Origin of the sequence: Cronbergia sp. UHCC 0137, from assembly GCF_034932285.1 — a bacterium.
GTDB lineage: Bacteria > Cyanobacteriota > Cyanobacteriia > Cyanobacteriales > Nostocaceae > Cronbergia.
In genome coordinates this window covers 142,780-159,382 of the sequence record NZ_JAYGHC010000001.1, presented here as the reverse complement: position 1 = coordinate 159,382, position 16,603 = coordinate 142,780, and the positions used below count along the sequence as shown (strand labels likewise).

Annotated in this window: 15 protein-coding genes; 3 read left to right on the top strand and 12 right to left on the bottom strand. The window is 38.8% G+C overall.

Annotated features, from left to right (window positions below; translation table 11 throughout):
• Window positions 1–391: 391 nt before the first annotated feature.
• From VB711_RS00600 to VB711_RS00560, 9 genes are all read right to left on the bottom strand, one after another.
• Window positions 392–811, bottom strand: coding sequence for a Uma2 family endonuclease (locus VB711_RS00600; RefSeq protein WP_323283728.1), 420 nt, complete (start codon window positions 809–811; stop codon window positions 392–394).
• Window positions 812–936: 125 nt separating this feature from the next.
• Window positions 937–2,040, bottom strand: a complete 1,104-nt coding sequence (proB, locus tag VB711_RS00595) for a glutamate 5-kinase (protein WP_323283727.1) — start codon at window positions 2,038–2,040, stop codon at window positions 937–939.
• Window positions 2,041–2,076: 36 nt separating this feature from the next.
• A complete protein-coding gene (locus VB711_RS00590) occupies window positions 2,077–2,538 on the bottom strand; it encodes a hypothetical protein (protein WP_323283726.1) in 462 nt (153 codons plus the stop codon).
• A 9-nt stretch (window positions 2,539–2,547) separates the two neighbouring features.
• Window positions 2,548–2,904: a hypothetical protein gene (locus tag VB711_RS00585; RefSeq protein ID WP_323283725.1), complete on the bottom strand. Its 357-nt coding sequence runs from the start codon at window positions 2,902–2,904 to the stop codon at window positions 2,548–2,550.
• A gap of 236 nt (window positions 2,905–3,140) precedes the next feature.
• Window positions 3,141–3,677, bottom strand: a complete 537-nt coding sequence (locus VB711_RS00580) for a YqeG family HAD IIIA-type phosphatase (protein ID WP_323283724.1) — start codon at window positions 3,675–3,677, stop codon at window positions 3,141–3,143.
• A 74-nt stretch (window positions 3,678–3,751) separates the two neighbouring features.
• Window positions 3,752–4,324, bottom strand: coding sequence for a DUF3727 domain-containing protein (locus VB711_RS00575; RefSeq protein ID WP_323283723.1), 573 nt, complete (start codon window positions 4,322–4,324; stop codon window positions 3,752–3,754).
• A 131-nt stretch (window positions 4,325–4,455) separates the two neighbouring features.
• A complete protein-coding gene (gene ruvX, locus VB711_RS00570; RefSeq protein ID WP_323283722.1) occupies window positions 4,456–4,929 on the bottom strand; it encodes a Holliday junction resolvase RuvX in 474 nt (157 codons plus the stop codon).
• Window positions 4,930–4,932: 3 nt separating this feature from the next.
• Window positions 4,933–6,165, bottom strand: coding sequence for a GNAT family N-acetyltransferase (locus VB711_RS00565; RefSeq protein WP_323283721.1), 1,233 nt, complete (start codon window positions 6,163–6,165; stop codon window positions 4,933–4,935).
• A 225-nt stretch (window positions 6,166–6,390) separates the two neighbouring features.
• A complete protein-coding gene (locus tag VB711_RS00560) occupies window positions 6,391–6,594 on the bottom strand; it encodes a hypothetical protein (RefSeq protein ID WP_323283720.1) in 204 nt (67 codons plus the stop codon).
• A 212-nt stretch (window positions 6,595–6,806) separates the two neighbouring features.
• On the opposite strand from VB711_RS00560, the gene VB711_RS00555 reads away from it, so the two are divergent.
• Window positions 6,807–8,567: a serine/threonine-protein kinase gene (locus VB711_RS00555; RefSeq protein ID WP_323283719.1), complete on the top strand. Its 1,761-nt coding sequence runs from the start codon at window positions 6,807–6,809 to the stop codon at window positions 8,565–8,567.
• A 30-nt stretch (window positions 8,568–8,597) separates the two neighbouring features.
• Here the strand turns inward: VB711_RS00555 and VB711_RS00550 are convergent, their stop codons facing one another.
• Window positions 8,598–10,703 carry a tetratricopeptide repeat protein gene (locus VB711_RS00550; protein ID WP_323283718.1) on the bottom strand — a complete coding sequence of 702 codons (2,106 nt, stop codon included), beginning with the start codon at window positions 10,701–10,703 and terminating at the stop codon, window positions 8,598–8,600.
• 260 nt (window positions 10,704–10,963) lie between these two features.
• Here VB711_RS00550 and VB711_RS00545 point away from each other — a divergent pair, with 260 nt between their 5' ends.
• The gene (locus VB711_RS00545; protein WP_323283717.1) at window positions 10,964–11,806 is read left to right on the top strand and encodes a Uma2 family endonuclease; all 843 of its coding nucleotides are present in this window, start codon (window positions 10,964–10,966) and stop codon (window positions 11,804–11,806) included.
• Window positions 11,807–11,835: 29 nt separating this feature from the next.
• On the opposite strand, the gene VB711_RS00540 is transcribed toward VB711_RS00545, so the two are convergent.
• Window positions 11,836–13,575, bottom strand: coding sequence for a serine/threonine-protein kinase (locus VB711_RS00540; RefSeq protein ID WP_323283716.1), 1,740 nt, complete (start codon window positions 13,573–13,575; stop codon window positions 11,836–11,838).
• A gap of 367 nt (window positions 13,576–13,942) precedes the next feature.
• Here VB711_RS00540 and VB711_RS00535 point away from each other — a divergent pair, with 367 nt between their 5' ends.
• The gene (locus VB711_RS00535) at window positions 13,943–14,362 is read left to right on the top strand and encodes a 2TM domain-containing protein (RefSeq protein ID WP_323283715.1); all 420 of its coding nucleotides are present in this window, start codon (window positions 13,943–13,945) and stop codon (window positions 14,360–14,362) included.
• A 322-nt stretch (window positions 14,363–14,684) separates the two neighbouring features.
• Here the strand turns inward: VB711_RS00535 and VB711_RS00530 are convergent, their stop codons facing one another.
• A complete protein-coding gene (locus tag VB711_RS00530; RefSeq protein WP_323283768.1) occupies window positions 14,685–16,289 on the bottom strand; it encodes an NAD(P)H-quinone oxidoreductase subunit 4 in 1,605 nt (534 codons plus the stop codon).
• Window positions 16,290–16,603 lie beyond the last annotated feature (314 nt).

The following is a 16,603-nucleotide window of genomic DNA, read 5'->3' as shown; positions in this document are numbered from 1 at the left end:
TTTCAACGCTTATTCCTTGCACTTGATTCACCTTTTTTCACCTTCCAACTCTTGATATATCTTCGTTTGAGATTTATTAAACAAGCCCTAAATAGAGTATTTTTAATTAACGAACCACAGAGGCACAGAGGACACAGAGGAATAAGGGTTTGAGAGAGTTTTTGGGTTAGGTTATTTAGTGTTTTATTTGGAAGTCCCTAAATTACTGTTTCTGTACTTCTCTAACTTAACAACCCTGACGAAATTTTCTAATGGCTTCTAGGGGTGAAGATAATAATAAACAACTACTCAACAAAGATAAATCTAATTCTGGTAGCAATTCACTTTTAACGACTTTTTCATATTCCTGTTCTCGTAGACAATAAACCTCAATAACTCCATCTTTCCAAAACTAAACTTCTGGAATTTGCATTAATTTGTATTTCTGTAATTTGATGGGACTACCGCTAGTAATGACGACTTCAATACATAAATCTGGTCTATCTTTATCTCTTCCAAAACAATAAGATAAGTCTGCTTGATAATCGACTATACCGGGAATAACTTGATTAAAACTACCACTGGGGAAAAATTCAATTTCCTTGATTTCAAAATAGATAATTAACAAGCCAGCGATTAAGCCACTAATAGCTTCATGCAATTTTCCAACACCCACAATTTCTAAAACTCCTTGACAATAAAATAAACGGACTCCTGGTAAATTTGCAAAGCTGTTTTGAATGTCTTTGAATTTTTCCCAACTTAAACCATATCTAAAAAAATGTTGTTCTTGTTGTGGTAAACTAATAGAAGTTTCTAAGGCTTGAGTCATATTATTTATCCCTTCCTGTAGTTAATTAGGACTTACACAAAATATCTATCAAAACCTCATTTCTCTGTGAACTCTGTGCCTCTGTGGTTAGTTTTTCAGTGATTTGTGCGTAGGTCTTATTAATATTAAGTCATTACCAAATTATCCCGATGAATTACTGTTTCTGCACCTGTATAACCTAAAATTTCTGGAATTTCATGAGAACGATGTCCACGAATTTTTTGTAATTCTTCGCTGTTATAGTTGACTAATCCCCTGGCAATTTCGTTACCATGACGATCGCACAATTGCACTGCTTCTTGAATATCAAATTCCCCTTCTACAGCTTCTATCCCCGCAGCTAACAAGGATTTCCCCCCTTGAGAAATGGCTGTTATTGCCCCTTCATCTAAATATAACTTGCCCGCAGGTACTAAACCATAAGCAATCCAGCGTTTTCTGGCTGAAGTTGGTTCTGGTTGCGGTTCAAAGTGTGTGCCGATCGCTTCCCCTTGGATAATTTTTTCGATATTCTGGGGATAGCGTCCCTGGGTAATCACAGTTCTCACACCGGCAGCGATCGCAATTCTGGCTGCTGAAATTTTTGTTACCATCCCCCCAGTCCCCCATTGAGAACCCTGTCCCCCAGTTTGGATTTCTGCTAATTCTTTCATACTACTTACCAAGGTGATCGGTCTAGCATCCGGTACAGAACGGGGATCGGCAGAGTATAATCGATCAACATCGGTGAGCAAAAATAGCCAATCTGCTTCTACTAAACTGGCTACTAATGCAGACAGGGTATCGTTATCGCCAAATTTCAGTTCTTCCACTGCTACGGTATCGTTCTCGTTGACGACGGGTATCACCCCCAACCCCAACAGTTCTTGAAAGGTGTTATAAACGTTAAGATAACGGCTACGTTGTACTAGGTCGGCGCGAGTTAACAAGACTTGGGCGATAGGTTGTTGGAGAATGCTAAATAAATCATCATAAACACGCATTAACCTACCTTGTCCCACTGCTGCTACCGCTTGTTTGAGGGCGATCGCTTTCGGCCGTTCCTTTAACCCCAGTCGCGCACAACCCACCCCCACCGCACCAGAGGAAACTAGAATTACTCGATGTCCTTGCTGTCTTAAATGACAAAGGGTTTCCGTTAAAGTCGCAATGGTAGAAAGAGCTAATTGTCCCGTTTCTGGTTGGGTGAGGCTAGAAGTACCAATTTTAATAACGATAGTTTTAGTCATTTGCATACATTAAGAGCCTTAATGGTTTTTTCTTGCCTAAGTTCGTAATTCACAAGGCTCGATTTCCCATCCTTGTTTCTTGACTCTCTCGGTTGCAAGCCGCGCTAGTTTTTCTGCAACTTTCCTAAAAGTGTTTTTATTCGTGTAATCAGGAGATGGTTCAATTTGTGCATGAGCCAGATTTTCATCTGTTGGCCTTGAGCAAACATCAATTTTGTAAACAAAAAGTTGATTACCTTTGGCATCACTCTGAACAATACTATCTATTGCTCGAACTTCCCCGGCAATTAGACTTATGATACCGTCATTTGGGTTTTTTTGTGTATATTTTGGGTTGAAGCCACAAAGTTTTGCTCTGTCAACAGAAGGAGCTTGATTTCTATCTGTAAATGCCTGGGAGCTAAGTTTTAATTCAGATTCTTCAAAGCGGTAATATTTATTTAAGCCGCCAAAAACACACCGATACAATAGCTCATCATTTGTAACTACATCAATCACTACAAACCTCTATGAAATTAGCCATTTCCAGAGATTTGTCAGTTCAGCAGGTGATGTTGCTGAACCATCTTCCATTTCGTGATCAATGTCAGTTCCCCAAACTTTGATATACTCCACAGTATTATCTAGTATATAAACAGTGAGTTTTTGATTTTTGTGCCACCATTCAAAAACTATTTCTGAATCAATACCTAAATTTACCAGTGGCTCACTCCACCACATTTGGTTTAATCCAACAACTTCGCGTAGTAACTCTAACCATTCTAAAGTGTATTGATAAGTTTTACTGTCCGCTCCTAGTTCAGCAATTCTTCTCTGAGTTTTGTGAATTAGTGAACGTTTTTGAGGTGGAATTGATATCGACATAACGTCACATTTTCAATCAACTATAAATTCAAAACGAAAAATAATTAATTCTGACTCCTGACTAATATCATACAGCGCCATTCCCTCTATAGTGAAGGATGACGCTGTACGGGTTTATAGTTATTTTGTATCGCCTGGGTCTTTGAGCTTGACCCGATGTTATTAATACCTATTGTATCGGCAATTTTTATCTTCAATAATATTTCTTAATTATTTCTTTAGATTTATCTTCCTGATCATGGATCAATCTTTCTATGCTTAGGAGTAATAGTAGCTCCCAATACCTCTGATACCCACACCTCCAAGTTACGGATAGGATGAGAGCGCAAAGCATCTTCAGGATGGACAATCGGTTCTACCAAAATAGTGAACATACCTAAACGGTTGCCGACTATGACATCGGTAAATAAGCGATCGCCCACCATTCCCACTTGATGTACAGGGAGATTCATTCCTTCCAGTGCTGCTCTAATTTTGCGGCGTGATGGCTTGGCCGCGCCGAGGTAATAAGGTAAATTGAGGGAACGGGCAATCCCACCAATTCGCGTTTCACTCAGATTATTACTGACTAGCCATAATGCAGCGCAAGTACGGACTTGTGCCACCCAATCCTCCAATTCTGGGGAAGCGGTTCTGGTGGTAATGGGTACTAAAGTTTCATCTACATCCAACACCAAACCTTTCAGCCCATATTGTTGAATAATATCTGGTGTCAGGCTTAAAACCGAACCTTCTAAAATCAAGTCAGGCTGTAAAAGATTGTTCAACTTCATAACTATTCAAATTATTATTTCTGTAATACCCAGATTCCCGACTCCTCAAGGAAATCGGGGATGTATTGACCTACTTATTCAACTTCGTTAAACAAATGTTCTTCAAGTAGTGGTTGGACTTGACGGAACTCTTCAGGAGAAAGTAGTTCTGGTTCACCTGTTTTGTTAATCCGGGCAAAAAATAGCAGTGGATCAAGGGGTGTATAAACTGCATACTCTTGATCTTCATAGTAGAAGGTGGTGAGTAACTGTAGTTGTTCTGGTTCTAAATTGGCTTCTTCATCTTCAATTTCTAAGGTGAAAAGTTCCGATTCTTCCACAGGGGGTAACTCACCGGCGACGGTTAAAGCGTAGGCTGTATTTTTAACTACCAGGTTTTGTTCCGAGAGGACTGCTTGGGCGGTGGCAAAAATTTTGTCTATTATGGCATCATCTTCGACCAAAACGGCTTCTTCTTCTTCACCTTCATCTTGCCAAGCAAAGATTTCTATAGGTGAGTCTATAGGCAGCAGTAAAACATATTCTTGGCCATCAACGGCGAGGGAATGCTCAATATAACATTCGAGCGATCGCCCTTGTTCATCAGTTAAAGTGATGGAACCAGATTGAGCGTGATCATTTTCTTCAGGAAATTGGGAGGAAACCATAGGTGCATTATGTAACTTTATTAATATCCGTAACTATGTAAATCACTTGACTATTTAATCACAGCCAATGTCAACTGACAAGTTGGATATAGAGTTGAGTAGTAGTTTTCAGAATACCACGATGAACAGTATCAATCCTCAGCAAATACTACTGATCGTTTAGAGGTGATGCGTCTGGCATCTAACCACTGTTGTAAAATCAAGGCTGCGGCTTTGCGATCGATCAGTGCTTTATTTCGTGATGGCGAGATTTTTTGAGCGATCATCAGTTGTTCTGCTTGTACAGAAGTTAATCGCTCATCCATATATTCCATCGGTAATTGGAGAGCCTTAGCTAGTCTTGTCGCAAACTTTTGGACTTGACGGGCTTGAAATCCCAAAGATCCATCCATTGAATATGGTAGACCAACTACTAAAATTTGCACTTGGCGATCGCTCACTATTTGCTGTATTTGCTCTACATCCTCTTGAAAAGACCGACGCTCAATCGTAGTGATTCCCGTAGCAATCAAACCAGTTCCATCACACCCAGCAATACCAATGCGTTTACTACCCACATCAAATCCCAAGGCTGATATCAACGATTTTGATTGCTGCTCAACCATTACCTAATTCTTCTCCTGGGGTGGGTCTATTAACTCAGAATGAGACATATCTAACTGGCTATTCAAAGAAACAGACTCTATTTTAATTGGTAATGGGTGTTCTGATTTCACCTGCTGTCTTTGTTTTGCCCATGACATCCCACCTGGTATGGGTTTACGGGCTGGTTGTAGTCCCTGTAAAACCTCCGTCCATTGGATTCCTTCCAAAGACACAAATTTTGATTCCCGTAGCTTATGCCAAACCGAACGGGACATAATCAAAGTATGTTCTACGCGCTTCGCCCCAATTCGCTCTAAATATGCTTCTCTCTCTGGCTGATAATCAGAAGAAGCCAACTGTAACCCTTGCTGGGGGAAATCTTGGACAATACTCGCTAATTGGGACAATAATTCTGGATACAACCAAGTATAAGCCGGGTGAACCGTCAATGTAGCAACATGGGGATTTTCCCCCTTCCTATCCAGTTGTACCTGAAAATAACCGATCGCTGCTTTACGTTGAGATTCAAACACATATCCACTAACTACTTCAGTTTTCGTCATCCACTGCTTGATACCATCAGTTAAAGCGCCAAACAAGCTAGTTTTAAAATCGTGGGTATGACGGTCAAAAACTTGACGCACCAAAGGCGGCATTGATGCTGTATCTAATTGGTACAGTAATTGGGCATCAGCATTACTCACTGGTAAAAGATTGGGTAAATCTGGTTCGGCTCGTGCCAATTCAGCCAGCAACTCTGGGCTAATTTCCCAGTAGGTCATTTCTGCCAGTCGCTGAAACCCATTTTGCCGATACAGTGCTAATGCCTCCATATCATTGACATTAACTTCTAATACCCAGGTACGAGCTTCTAAAATTGATTCAAAGCAATGGCGTAAAAGTTGAGAACCTATGCCTTGTTTATCAGCAGTACAATCTAACATCACCCGATCAATGCGCCAGGTGCTACGAGTGCGGTTAAATGGTGAAACTTGAATCATCCCTAGTAGCTTGCGCTCTTGTTCTGCTACATAGCCACAAAAGCGATATTTCCACGGGTTGGGAAACCAACTGAAAAATTTAATCAGCCCATACCAGTGACGTAGCCATTGCATCTGGTGCATGGCAAAGGAGCTTTTCTGGGGAGAGAGGTCTGTGAATGACTCTTGAGCTAGACGTTCAATGCCGTCTAGATCCCGGTATTGGAGTGGTCGGATAACCACGCTGCTGAGGTTTCGAGGAAGTAGTGAAGTCATTTTGATTCAAGCCGCCATTTAGCCTTTAACAACTGTGATGGGTGAGGTACTGCTTTAATAATCTTAACGGCTTTCTGCTCTGAGCTATTGCTCCGAAAGGGTGATTTTCGTAACTAATTACTTAAAAAAAGTATAAACAGCAGAGACTGTAAGGACACTATCCAGTGTTGATCTAACAATATCTACTGTTATTATATAGCAATTTTGCTGAAATTTATGTATAATCTACAAACATTGGCGAGAAACTAGCTTCTCAAAGTTAGCTTGGGTTTGGTGGAGTAGTTGCTGACGACTATCTCCTATGGTTTGTTTAAGGGTTGGAACCAGGTTGCGAGCTTGAAGAGTCATGTGCAACTGTAGGTGAGCAACGTATTCGCTAAAGTCTTGGTTTTCTTCTACAGATGCGCCCGTTAATAAGTTTGATTCCATTGCCACTGTGTTCTCCTTGGTGAATGTTGTGCTATTGGATAACATTATCAAAAGTTATCATGTTTATTCTGATTAGGTTATCAATTTGCAACGAAGTGTAATAGTTTTGGGCAGGGGGCAGGTAACACTCCTATACCATTATTCCGGAAACAGGAGCTAATGTCAGAAAACCTAAATATGGATTTCTCTGTAACTAGCTCATGAGCAACCAGATGATTGGGAAAGTATTACACGGGCAGTACCAAGTTCTTCAGGGTCTGAGTGCTGGAGTATTTGGACAAACATACATCGCCATAGATTTACATTACCCCGAAAAACCCAAGTACGTTGTCAAACAGCTAAAGGTTAACCATTACCAATCTAGCTACTATTTTGACTACCTCAGATTACGTTTTTTAACTGAAACTGAAACTCTCAAGCATTTGGGAAAACATAACCAAATTCCTGAACTCATTACTTGCTTTGAAGAAAATGAGCGATATTATTTGGTACAAGAATTTATTCCCGGACATCCCTTAACTGAGGAATTACCTCTTTATCCCCATGGTGGAAGATATTGGAGTGAGGGTGAAGTTTTAGTATTTCTAGAAGATGCTTTGGAGATTTTAGAATTTGTTCACTCTCAAGGCTTTATTCACTGCGATATTAAACCAGAAAACTTAATTAGACGTGCTGCTGATGGTAAGTTGGTTCTGATTGACTTCGGCTCAATTCAGCCTATAGATTTTACTACTGATTTAGAATCATCTATTGATCAGATTCCTCTCACTTCTTTGGGTTATATTCCACCAGAGCAATTTATTGGGCAAACAAAACCCAATAGTGATCTTTATGCTTTGGGAATGGTTGCTATCCAAGCTTTAACAGGATTAGCACCTCTACAGTTACAGGTTGATCCTGCCACCAATGAAATTATGTGGCAATCTCAAAATAATCCAGTTGATGATGATTTGGCGGCTGTTCTGAGTCAAATGATTCGCTATGATTACAAAGAACGCTTTCAATCTGCAACTGAGGCACTACGGGTAGTTAGGCAGGTAAAATGGGGAATACGGCCAGCAAAAAAATTAGGTTTAAATTCTCAATTATCTCTAGAAGTAGTTGTTAATAAAAATTATAATTTCCCGTCTCCTACTGTACCTGAAAAATCATCTTCATTACTGGCAGGATTGAGATTAGGACTGACTATTAATTCTTTGGTGATAGGGTTAGGAATATCTTCTTTAGTCAAAAATTCTCTCAATTATTCAGAAACAGATGTTTTACATCAAGCTAGGGAAGAGTACCAAACTGGAGATCTACAAAAAGCAATTTCGTTGGCTGAATCTATCCCTGCTCATAGTAATGTTTACCCTGAAGCTCAATCTAATTTGACGGAATGGCAAAGACAATGGCAAACTGTTTCTGAACAGTATTTATTAGCTGAAGCAGCTTTAAATGAGGGTAGGTGGTCTGATGTATTGCGTCATGCTTCAAAAATTCCCAATAATTCCTATTGGCAACCTCAAGCTAACAATTTAATTAAGCAAGCACAAATTAATATTCAAGCACAAACACAAGATTTATTGAGTAAGGCTTATCAAAAAGCAGAAAATAGAGATTTTTCGGCTGCTTTATACTATCTGCGTCAAATTCCTCCAGAAAGTTATGCTGGTACTTTAGTTCAACGTAAGTTAGTTGAGTATAGTCAGAAAAGACAAATGAGAGCAGGTTATTTTTTGCATGAGGCTATTAAAAAAGCATCTGTTAATGATTTTGGAGGTGCTATAGAATTACTCAAAAAAATTCCCGAAGATTCTACTGTTTATCAACAAGCTCAAATTAAGTTGCGTGAATATTCTCAAAAGGTAAATAGTCAGGGCAATAATGGAGAATTAACTATATCTAATTTAGTTTCAATTTCCAATTCTCAAGCTACGTCTTTACAACAAAAAGATCATCTCCTTGAAGTCAATATTGGTTTAAGTAGGTAAGTAGATAGACAAGCTATACAACTATGAATTTCAACGAGGAGTTCTCAAAAAGGGGATAATTGAAGAACGCAATTTTTCTCCTTGCAGTTGACTTTGAGCTTTGTTCCGTGCGTCTATTGCTTGTTGATAGTTAGATTTGTATTTAAGTGCTTGATCATAGGAAGCGATCGCACTCTCGTATTGTTTCAAATTTAACAGTACATTGCCTCTACTATACCAGCTTTCATAATGATTTGGTTGATAACGAACTGCTTTATTATATGATGACAAAGCCTCTTGATATTTTTGCAAAATATATTGAGAGTTTCCTAAACTATACCATACTAAATGATCATTTTTCTTTAAATTAATTGCCTGATTATAAGATGTAATAGCCTCTTCATATCTTTGAATTTGATGTAATAACCATCCCTGATTATACCAAGCCTGATAATTTTTAGAATCATATTTAATTACTTCTCTAAATGAAACTATTGCCTCTGGATAACGTTGCAAAGCCATCAGTATATTACCTCTTGATAACCAAGCTAGGTAATGATTGGGTTTATACTGCACTGCTTTATCATAAGCCTTAAAAGCATCTTCATAGCGATTTAAGTTAACTAGAGAATTTCCCAAGTTATACCAAGCTGTTTCTGCATCTGGTTTTAATTCTACAGCTTTGTTATATGCTATGATTGCCTGTTCATAATCTTTTATATCTTGCAACGACAAAGCTTTTTTGTACCATAAATCATAATTGTCTGGTTGTAAATTAATTGCTTGCTCATAAGATTTTACTGCATTAACATATTGATTTAATTTTCTAAATGTGTCACCTTTACCTTGCCATGCTTCTGGATAATTTTCCTCTAATTGTAAGACTCGATCAAAAGCAGAAATTGCCTCTGAATAGCGTTGTAAATTTACTAAAGTAAAGCCCCGATTCAACCAAGCTTCTAAATAATCTGGCTGAATTTGTATAGCTTGATCATAGGCTATTAATGCTTCTGGATATTTTTTTAATGCAAATAATGCCTTACCTTGACCATACCATCCTGCTGAATAATTGGGTTTAATATTCACTGCTTCTTGATAAACAGCCAAGGCTTCTTCATATCGGTGTAGCTGTAAAAATGTAATTCCCTGTTTATATAATTCTGTGGCATTATTCGTATTAACACGATTGAAAATAAATATAGATATCGTTATTCCTAAAGCGACAAAGATTGTTGTGAATATAAGTTTGGGAAATATATCTTTGGAAATTTTAAAAGAGGTGATATTATTGAGTGGAACAGATGCCGGTGCTAAAGCTATGGTTTGAGGAATTGTTTGATTTAATTGTTGTAATGCTTGTAATGCAATTGTGGCTGAAGCATAACGTTGACGAAAATCATAACATACCATTTTGTCAATAAATTGGGCAAATTCTGGAGAGACTGTGGCATATTTTCGCCAAATAATTTCATGATTTTCAGGATCTTTAGTTATTTGTTCTGGTAATAATCCTGTTATGGCTTGAATAGCAATAATTCCCAAGGCATAGATATCGCTGCTAAATTTGGGGTTTCCTTGTGCCTGTTCCCCAGGAATATATCCAGGTGTGCCAATGGCGACGGTTGCTTTAGTTTCTCCTGTGGAAGTAATAACTTGGGTAGTGATTTGTTTAACTGCTCCAAAATCAATTAAAATTAATTTGCCGTCTTGTTCCCGTCTCAAAATATTTCGAGGATTGACATCACGATGAATTACTTTTTGATCATGGACAAAGTGTAATATTTCCAAAATTTCTTGTAATAGAAAAATTATTTGATCTTGAGTGAAAATTTTTCCTGGTGTTAATTCATTGCTTAAACTATGTCCGGTGATTAATTCTTGGACTAAATAAAATTCTGCGTTTTCTTCAAAGTAAGCTAAAAGTTGAGGAATACGTTCATGAGTTCCTAACTGATATAAAACCTGCGCTTCTGTGTCAAATAGCCGTCTAGCTGTTTCTAATGTTGCTGTATTATTAACCTGTGGCTTGAGTCTCTTGACGACACACTGAGGTGAACTGGGTAATTGAGTATCACAAGCTATATAGGTTTCCCCAAATCCCCCACCTCCTAAATGATTAATAATTTGGTATCTGCCAGCAAGTGTATTTCCTATCATCTCAGTTGCCTAGTAGACTGTAATATTAACTCATTACAATCTTGGCACAGAGAAAGAGGAAAGGGAAAAATGGGGAGATTCAGAGAAATAATTAATTTACATTTACATATTATTGAAAATCTTGATCAATGATTCCTATTAGCGATCGCCTGTGGTATGCTCGTCGGGAACGTTGATGCAAATAGAACCACACCGATGAATTTTTTTGATAAAAAGACTAAGATATATGGTAATATCCTATAAATTTCCACACTACAGCCATGTCACAAATCATTCTTGCTGAACCTAGTGTGAAACTGCCTCCTACCCAGGCAGAACTTCCCTGTGATGACGGTATTCCCATGGAAACGCAACGCCATAAAATGCAAATGGATATACTCATTGATACCCTGTGGCCTTGGTTAGAATCCAGGTCTGATGGGTATGTGAGTGGAAATATGTTTGTTTATTTCAGCTTGGAACAAGTAAAAAATCAAGATTTTCGGGGTCCAGATTTCTTTGCCGTTTTAGGAGTTCCCAAAACAGAACGTCGGTCTTGGGTGGTATGGGAAGAAGGGAAACCTCCTGATGTAGTTATTGAGTTACTGTCTGACAGCACAGCATCTCAAGATAAAAATGAGAAAAAACTCATCTACCAAAATCTACTCCGTGTTCCCGAATATTTTTGGTTCGACCCTTTCAACCCTGACGATTTAGCCGGTTTCTATCTCAACCGTGGACTCTATCAACCTATCGCCCCCAATGCTGAAAATCAACTGGTAAGTCAATCGTTAGGTTTAGCACTTGTACGTTGGCAAGGTACATACAGAGGTGTGGATACTACTTGGTTACGTTGGCAAACGTTAGATCAAAAATTATTGCCCACATCTCAAGAAATGGTGGAAGCAGAACGCCAAAATACAGAAAAAGAACGCCAAAATACAGAAAAAGAACGCCAAATTGCAGAACAAGCACAACAACGTGCAGAACAAGCAGAAACTCAACTTAGACAAATAACAGTAAGTTTATTCCAAAAAGGGATGACTTTAGAAGAAATAGCAAAATTAACAGGACTAAAAACATCGGAAGTGCAAAGTATTGTGTATACACAGCAATCACTTTAACTTTTTTGTTTCCTCCCTAAGAAGCGACATTAACGCCAACCTAACCAGCGTAAACAAGGGATAATCAGGTAGTAACTAATACCTAAACAAAGACTGATTAAGCTACCTATAAAACCAAAAAAAGCTATAGGTGGGAATATTTCTAACAAGTTTGGTTGGGTTGAAAAATGGAGGATGGGGAGTGGTAAATTTAAACGAATTAGTCCAGTTAAAATATTTGCGCTGCCTAAAGATGCAATTAAAGCATAAGCTAGTTGATGGGTGCGGAGACCTAAACCCAAAATTAGCAGAGAAACTGAGATCAATATCCATGCTAATAACCCCTCCTTGCTATGATGGGGTTGGATGAACTGCCAGACTATCCAGCCAAAACTATAGCTAATTGCACCAATAAGGGAAGAGGTTAAAAGTCTTGGCTTTTGGCCAAAACAACCGGAGACACTTAATCCCCAAGCTGTTCCTAAACCAGCGCAGGCATAGACTAATATTTCAGATGTTGAAGTTGTTTGGGTATTAGCTAGTAATTGGGGTAGTTTAAGAGCTATAAATTCCAGAATATTTTGGTGTAATCCATTGTAGGCGTTGCCCAATTTAGTTTGATATGCGAAAATAAATCCAGCGATCGCCCCAATTCCTGCCCCCATACTACTAAGAAACATTGCCCACATTGTGGCCACGCAAGCAATCAAAAAATTGAATATTGACTGAACTGTAAATACAGTAGCATCATTTAAAGCTTGGAACAGTTTTGCTAATTGCCCTGATAATAAAGTTAAGACTTGCTGTACATTGTTCCCTAGTTGGGTCAATAACCCTGACTGTGGTGATGATTTTAATATCTTTTGTAATCTTCTTTGAATAATGGCTGCATGACCAGGACGCGATCGCACATCTTCCTGTATCATCTGATCTAGCAATTCTGCTAAACGAGGGTCAACATTGCACCGATTACGCCAAAGCAATTTCCCAGTAATCGGATCTTCTAAATCCTGGGGACACTTACCTGTGAGCAATTCTATCATTGTCCGCCCTAAAGCGTAAAAATCAGCCGCAGGACCCACATTACCCCCAACTACCTGTTCTGGTGGACTGTATCCAGAGGAGTATAAGCGCGTGGAAGGGGAGTGCGATCGCAATATCATCCCACTAAATTGTTTAGCCCCACCAAAATCAATTAATACTAACTGTTCCGCTTGCAAAATCGCTGTGGGTGCAGGGCTACGCAGCATTAAATTAGAAGGTTTAATGTCCCGATGAATAATTTGCCGTTTGTGCAATTCCTGTAAAATTTTCACGGCTTGGGAAAACCAGTTCAGCACTGCATCTTCTGGACATCCTTGAGGATAACTTCTGCGGATTTCTTCTAAAGTCTGTCCATCAATTTTTTCCATCACCAAACAAGCCAACTGGTGTGGTTTAGGAATGGTTAAATTTAGCTGAAAATATCCATCAGCGTCAACTCTAGGCACACCAGGATGGCGAAAATTACTTAAAACTTCCGCTTCTTGAATAAATAATTCTAGGGCTTTAGATGATTCTTCCACTAACACCTTTAGCACTTTTTCTGTTTGGGTCTTTTCATCCCAAACTGTGTAAATTTGGGCAAAACCACCAGACCCCAAGGGATTGAGGGGATAATAACGGTCTAACAACTGTAACGATGTGCCACAGCTATTACAAAATTTGTTTCCCCAGGGTTGGGGATAAGGACGCTGACAATAAGGATTTATGCAGTGAACGGCACTCTGAGTTACCTGGGTCAAAACCACGAAATTACAAAGGCTGAATGAATTTTAGCACCTTTTAGGGATTATAGCTTAAAAATGAAAATTATAATCTTATTCTATGTGGATTTTTGTTAGAGCAATTTACAAATATGTTGCCAAGTATACAGAATTTTTAATAATTAAATAATCTAATTCAGGACTTTTATCACCAGTTGAATATCTTTTTTTAATTATTTTCAATTAATTTAAATTTGTGATGTTAATTACTACAAGGCGCATTTTTTTAGCTATAAAATGTGGTTCTAAGAAGTTAGTAACAACAGGCAAATTTATTTTAAATGGTTGTGTAGCTAAAGCTTCAAAACTCAGTTAATTGTCCCAGTTATTTTTCACTCTCTCAGGTAATAATATGACTTACAATTCTGAAGAAATGCAACAGATTCTCCAAAAGGCTTTTGTCCGTAAGCAAAAAGGAGAATTTTCACGGGAACAGATTATAGAAATTGCTTCAGAATTAGGTGTTTCAACAGAATCGCTGCAAGTTGCTGAACAGGAATGGTTAATACAAGAAGTAGATATGAAAAAGCGGCAGAAATTTAATACTCACCGTAAAAGAGAGTTCAAATCACACCTAATTTCTTTTATGGGAGTAAATGGGTTGTTGATTTTGATTAACTTGTTCACAAGTCCTGGATATTTTTGGGCAATTTTCCCCATTTTGGGTTGGGGATTAGGTTTGTTCTTTCATGGTATGAAGGCTTATAAAACTCAAGGAGAATTATATGAACATGATTTTCAGCAATGGTGTGAAGGATTGCAGAAGAAATAAATATAGCAGGAGTCAGGAGGCAGGAGGCAGGAGGCAGGAGGCAGAAGAAAGTTAGGAGGAATAATTCTTTACGCTGCTTCCTGTTCCCAAAGTTAATCCTGTTAATCCATTAATCCTTTACTTCTTTCCCAGCCTAAAATTATCTTCTTTCTTCCTTCGCGTCCTTCGCGTCTATCCCTACGGGACGCTACGCGAATGCGGTTCATTTAATCCATATTCTTTTGGTGTATGACAAGCTATAAAAAATCAAAGGGGTAGTTGTAGAACCACCCCTTATTCACCTCTTATGTAAGATTTACTAGCAGGACCCCGGACTTTATAATTACTTGGCTATATTAACAATTTCGGAACTAGCTAATGTGGGAGTTGTGAAGATTTGCGAGTACAAATTTGTTGGTTGCTGACGAGCTACAACTGGCAGAACTTGACGAGCATGAGCCGCAACTTCAACTGTTTTCACATCATAGGTTTGTGTAACTAACTTAGGATAGAAACCAATCCCAATGATAGGAATTAACAAACAAGCAGTGATAAACAATTCCCGTGGTTTAACATCAGATACTACAGCATCTAAATGTAATTCTTGATTTTGCTCACCGTAGAACACTTGACGCAGCATGGAGAGTAAATAAATGGGTGTCAAAATTACGCCAATTGCTGATAGGAAGATGACTACAACTTTGAAACTAGAACTGTAAACATCACTGGTGGCGAGTCCTAAGAATACCATCAATTCACCAGCAAAGCCACTCATTCCTGGTAAAGCCAGAGAAGCCATTGAACCAATAGTAAACAAAGCGAAAGTTTTGGGCATTACTTTGGCTATACCGCCCATTTTATCCATCATTAAGGTGTGGGTGCGATCGTAAGTTACACCAGAAAGGAAGAATAAACTAGCAGCAATCAAACCGTGGGAAACCATCTGTAACACAGCACCGCTAATACCGATTTCTGTGTAAGAAGCTATCCCAATCAAGACAAACCCCATGTGGGCAATAGAAGAATAAGCCAAACGGCGTTTGAGGTTGGTTTGAGCAAAGGCACAACAAGCACCGTAAACTATATTAACTACTCCTAATACTGCTAAGACTGGAGCGAAAACAACGTGGGCATCTGTTAACATTTCGACGTTGAAGCGGATTAGGGCATAACCACCCATTTTTAACAACACACCAGCCAAAATCATCGAACCGGGTGCAGATGCTTCACCGTGGGCATCAGGCAACCATGTATGAAAGGGAAAGATTGGTAGTTTTACACCGTAGGCTATTAAGAAACCTGTATATAGTGCCAGTTCTAAGGCTTGGGGATATTCTTTCATTCCCAATTCTGTCATGTTGAAGGTGAAGTTATCACCAGAGAAGGCCATTGCAAAACCAGCTACGAGAATAAATATAGATGCTGCGGCGGTGTAAATAATAAATTTGGTAGCTGCATAGCGGCGGTTTTGTCCTCCCCAAATGGAAATTAGCAGGTAAACGGGTACTAGCTCGATTTCCCACATTAGGAAGAATAATAGCAAGTCTTGGGCGAGGAATACGCCTAGTTGGGCGCTGTACATCACCAACATGATTCCATAAAATAAACGCGGCTTGTTGGTTACTTTCCAAGCCGCGAATACTGCGAGGGTGTTGATTAAGCCTGTTAATAAGATGAGGGGCATTGACAACCCATCAACTCCAACTGACCAATTTAAGCCAATTTGGGGTATCCAAGGGTAGTTTTCTACAAGTTGGAGTGTGGAACTTTGGAAGTCATAATTTTGCCAAAAGGCAAATATCATCAGTGCAAAGTCTGCAAAGGCGATTCCTAATGTGTACCAGCGTACTGTTTTGCCTTCTTTGTCGGGTATGAAGGGGACGGCAAGGGCAGCCACCAAGGGTAAGAAGATGATGGTTGATAACCAGGGCAGTTCTATCGGATTCATCATGTTTGATAATCTATTTTGGGTTTCGCTTTTGTTTTCATTATATTAAGGAATCCTGAGTTTTGTAAAGTTTTTTGTAGATAAATTCCTGATCAAGGGTTTTATTAGTAACAAATACTCATTAGCTCCTCTCGGCTTCTATTCTAAAAGTAAAGTTTTGTAACGTCAAGAAAAAAACGGTAACTAATGTCACCGTTTTCAGTTATATTTATTCACTAAATTTAGAAATATGTCTAGGATTTACGCACTGTACAAAATGCAGATGATATTTAGGGGTTGCGGAAAAAGTCTTTTCGTTAGGGCTAGGAGTCAGG

Excerpts from the sequence above, each read along its gene's own strand:
- VB711_RS00580 (WP_323283724.1), bottom strand. The coding sequence starts at position 3,677 with ATGAAGTTGAACAATCTTTTACAGCCTGACTTGATTTTAGAAGGTTCG.
- VB711_RS00545 (WP_323283717.1), top strand. The coding sequence starts at position 10,964 with ATGTCACAAATCATTCTTGCTGAACCTAGTGTGAAACTGCCTCCTACC.
- proB (WP_323283727.1), bottom strand. The coding sequence starts at position 2,040 with ATGACTAAAACTATCGTTATTAAAATTGGTACTTCTAGCCTCACCCAA.
- VB711_RS00565 (WP_323283721.1), bottom strand. The coding sequence starts at position 6,165 with ATGACTTCACTACTTCCTCGAAACCTCAGCAGCGTGGTTATCCGACCA.
- VB711_RS00535 (WP_323283715.1), top strand. The coding sequence starts at position 13,943 with ATGACTTACAATTCTGAAGAAATGCAACAGATTCTCCAAAAGGCTTTT.
- VB711_RS00585 (WP_323283725.1), bottom strand. The coding sequence starts at position 2,904 with ATGTCGATATCAATTCCACCTCAAAAACGTTCACTAATTCACAAAACT.
- VB711_RS00550 (WP_323283718.1), bottom strand. The coding sequence starts at position 10,703 with ATGATAGGAAATACACTTGCTGGCAGATACCAAATTATTAATCATTTA.
- VB711_RS00530 (WP_323283768.1), bottom strand. The coding sequence starts at position 16,289 with ATGAATCCGATAGAACTGCCCTGGTTATCAACCATCATCTTCTTACCC.
- VB711_RS00600 (WP_323283728.1), bottom strand. The coding sequence starts at position 811 with ATGACTCAAGCCTTAGAAACTTCTATTAGTTTACCACAACAAGAACAA.
- VB711_RS00555 (WP_323283719.1), top strand. The coding sequence starts at position 6,807 with ATGATTGGGAAAGTATTACACGGGCAGTACCAAGTTCTTCAGGGTCTG.
- ruvX (WP_323283722.1), bottom strand. The coding sequence starts at position 4,929 with ATGGTTGAGCAGCAATCAAAATCGTTGATATCAGCCTTGGGATTTGAT.
- VB711_RS00560 (WP_323283720.1), bottom strand. The coding sequence starts at position 6,594 with ATGGAATCAAACTTATTAACGGGCGCATCTGTAGAAGAAAACCAAGAC.
- VB711_RS00575 (WP_323283723.1), bottom strand. The coding sequence starts at position 4,324 with ATGGTTTCCTCCCAATTTCCTGAAGAAAATGATCACGCTCAATCTGGT.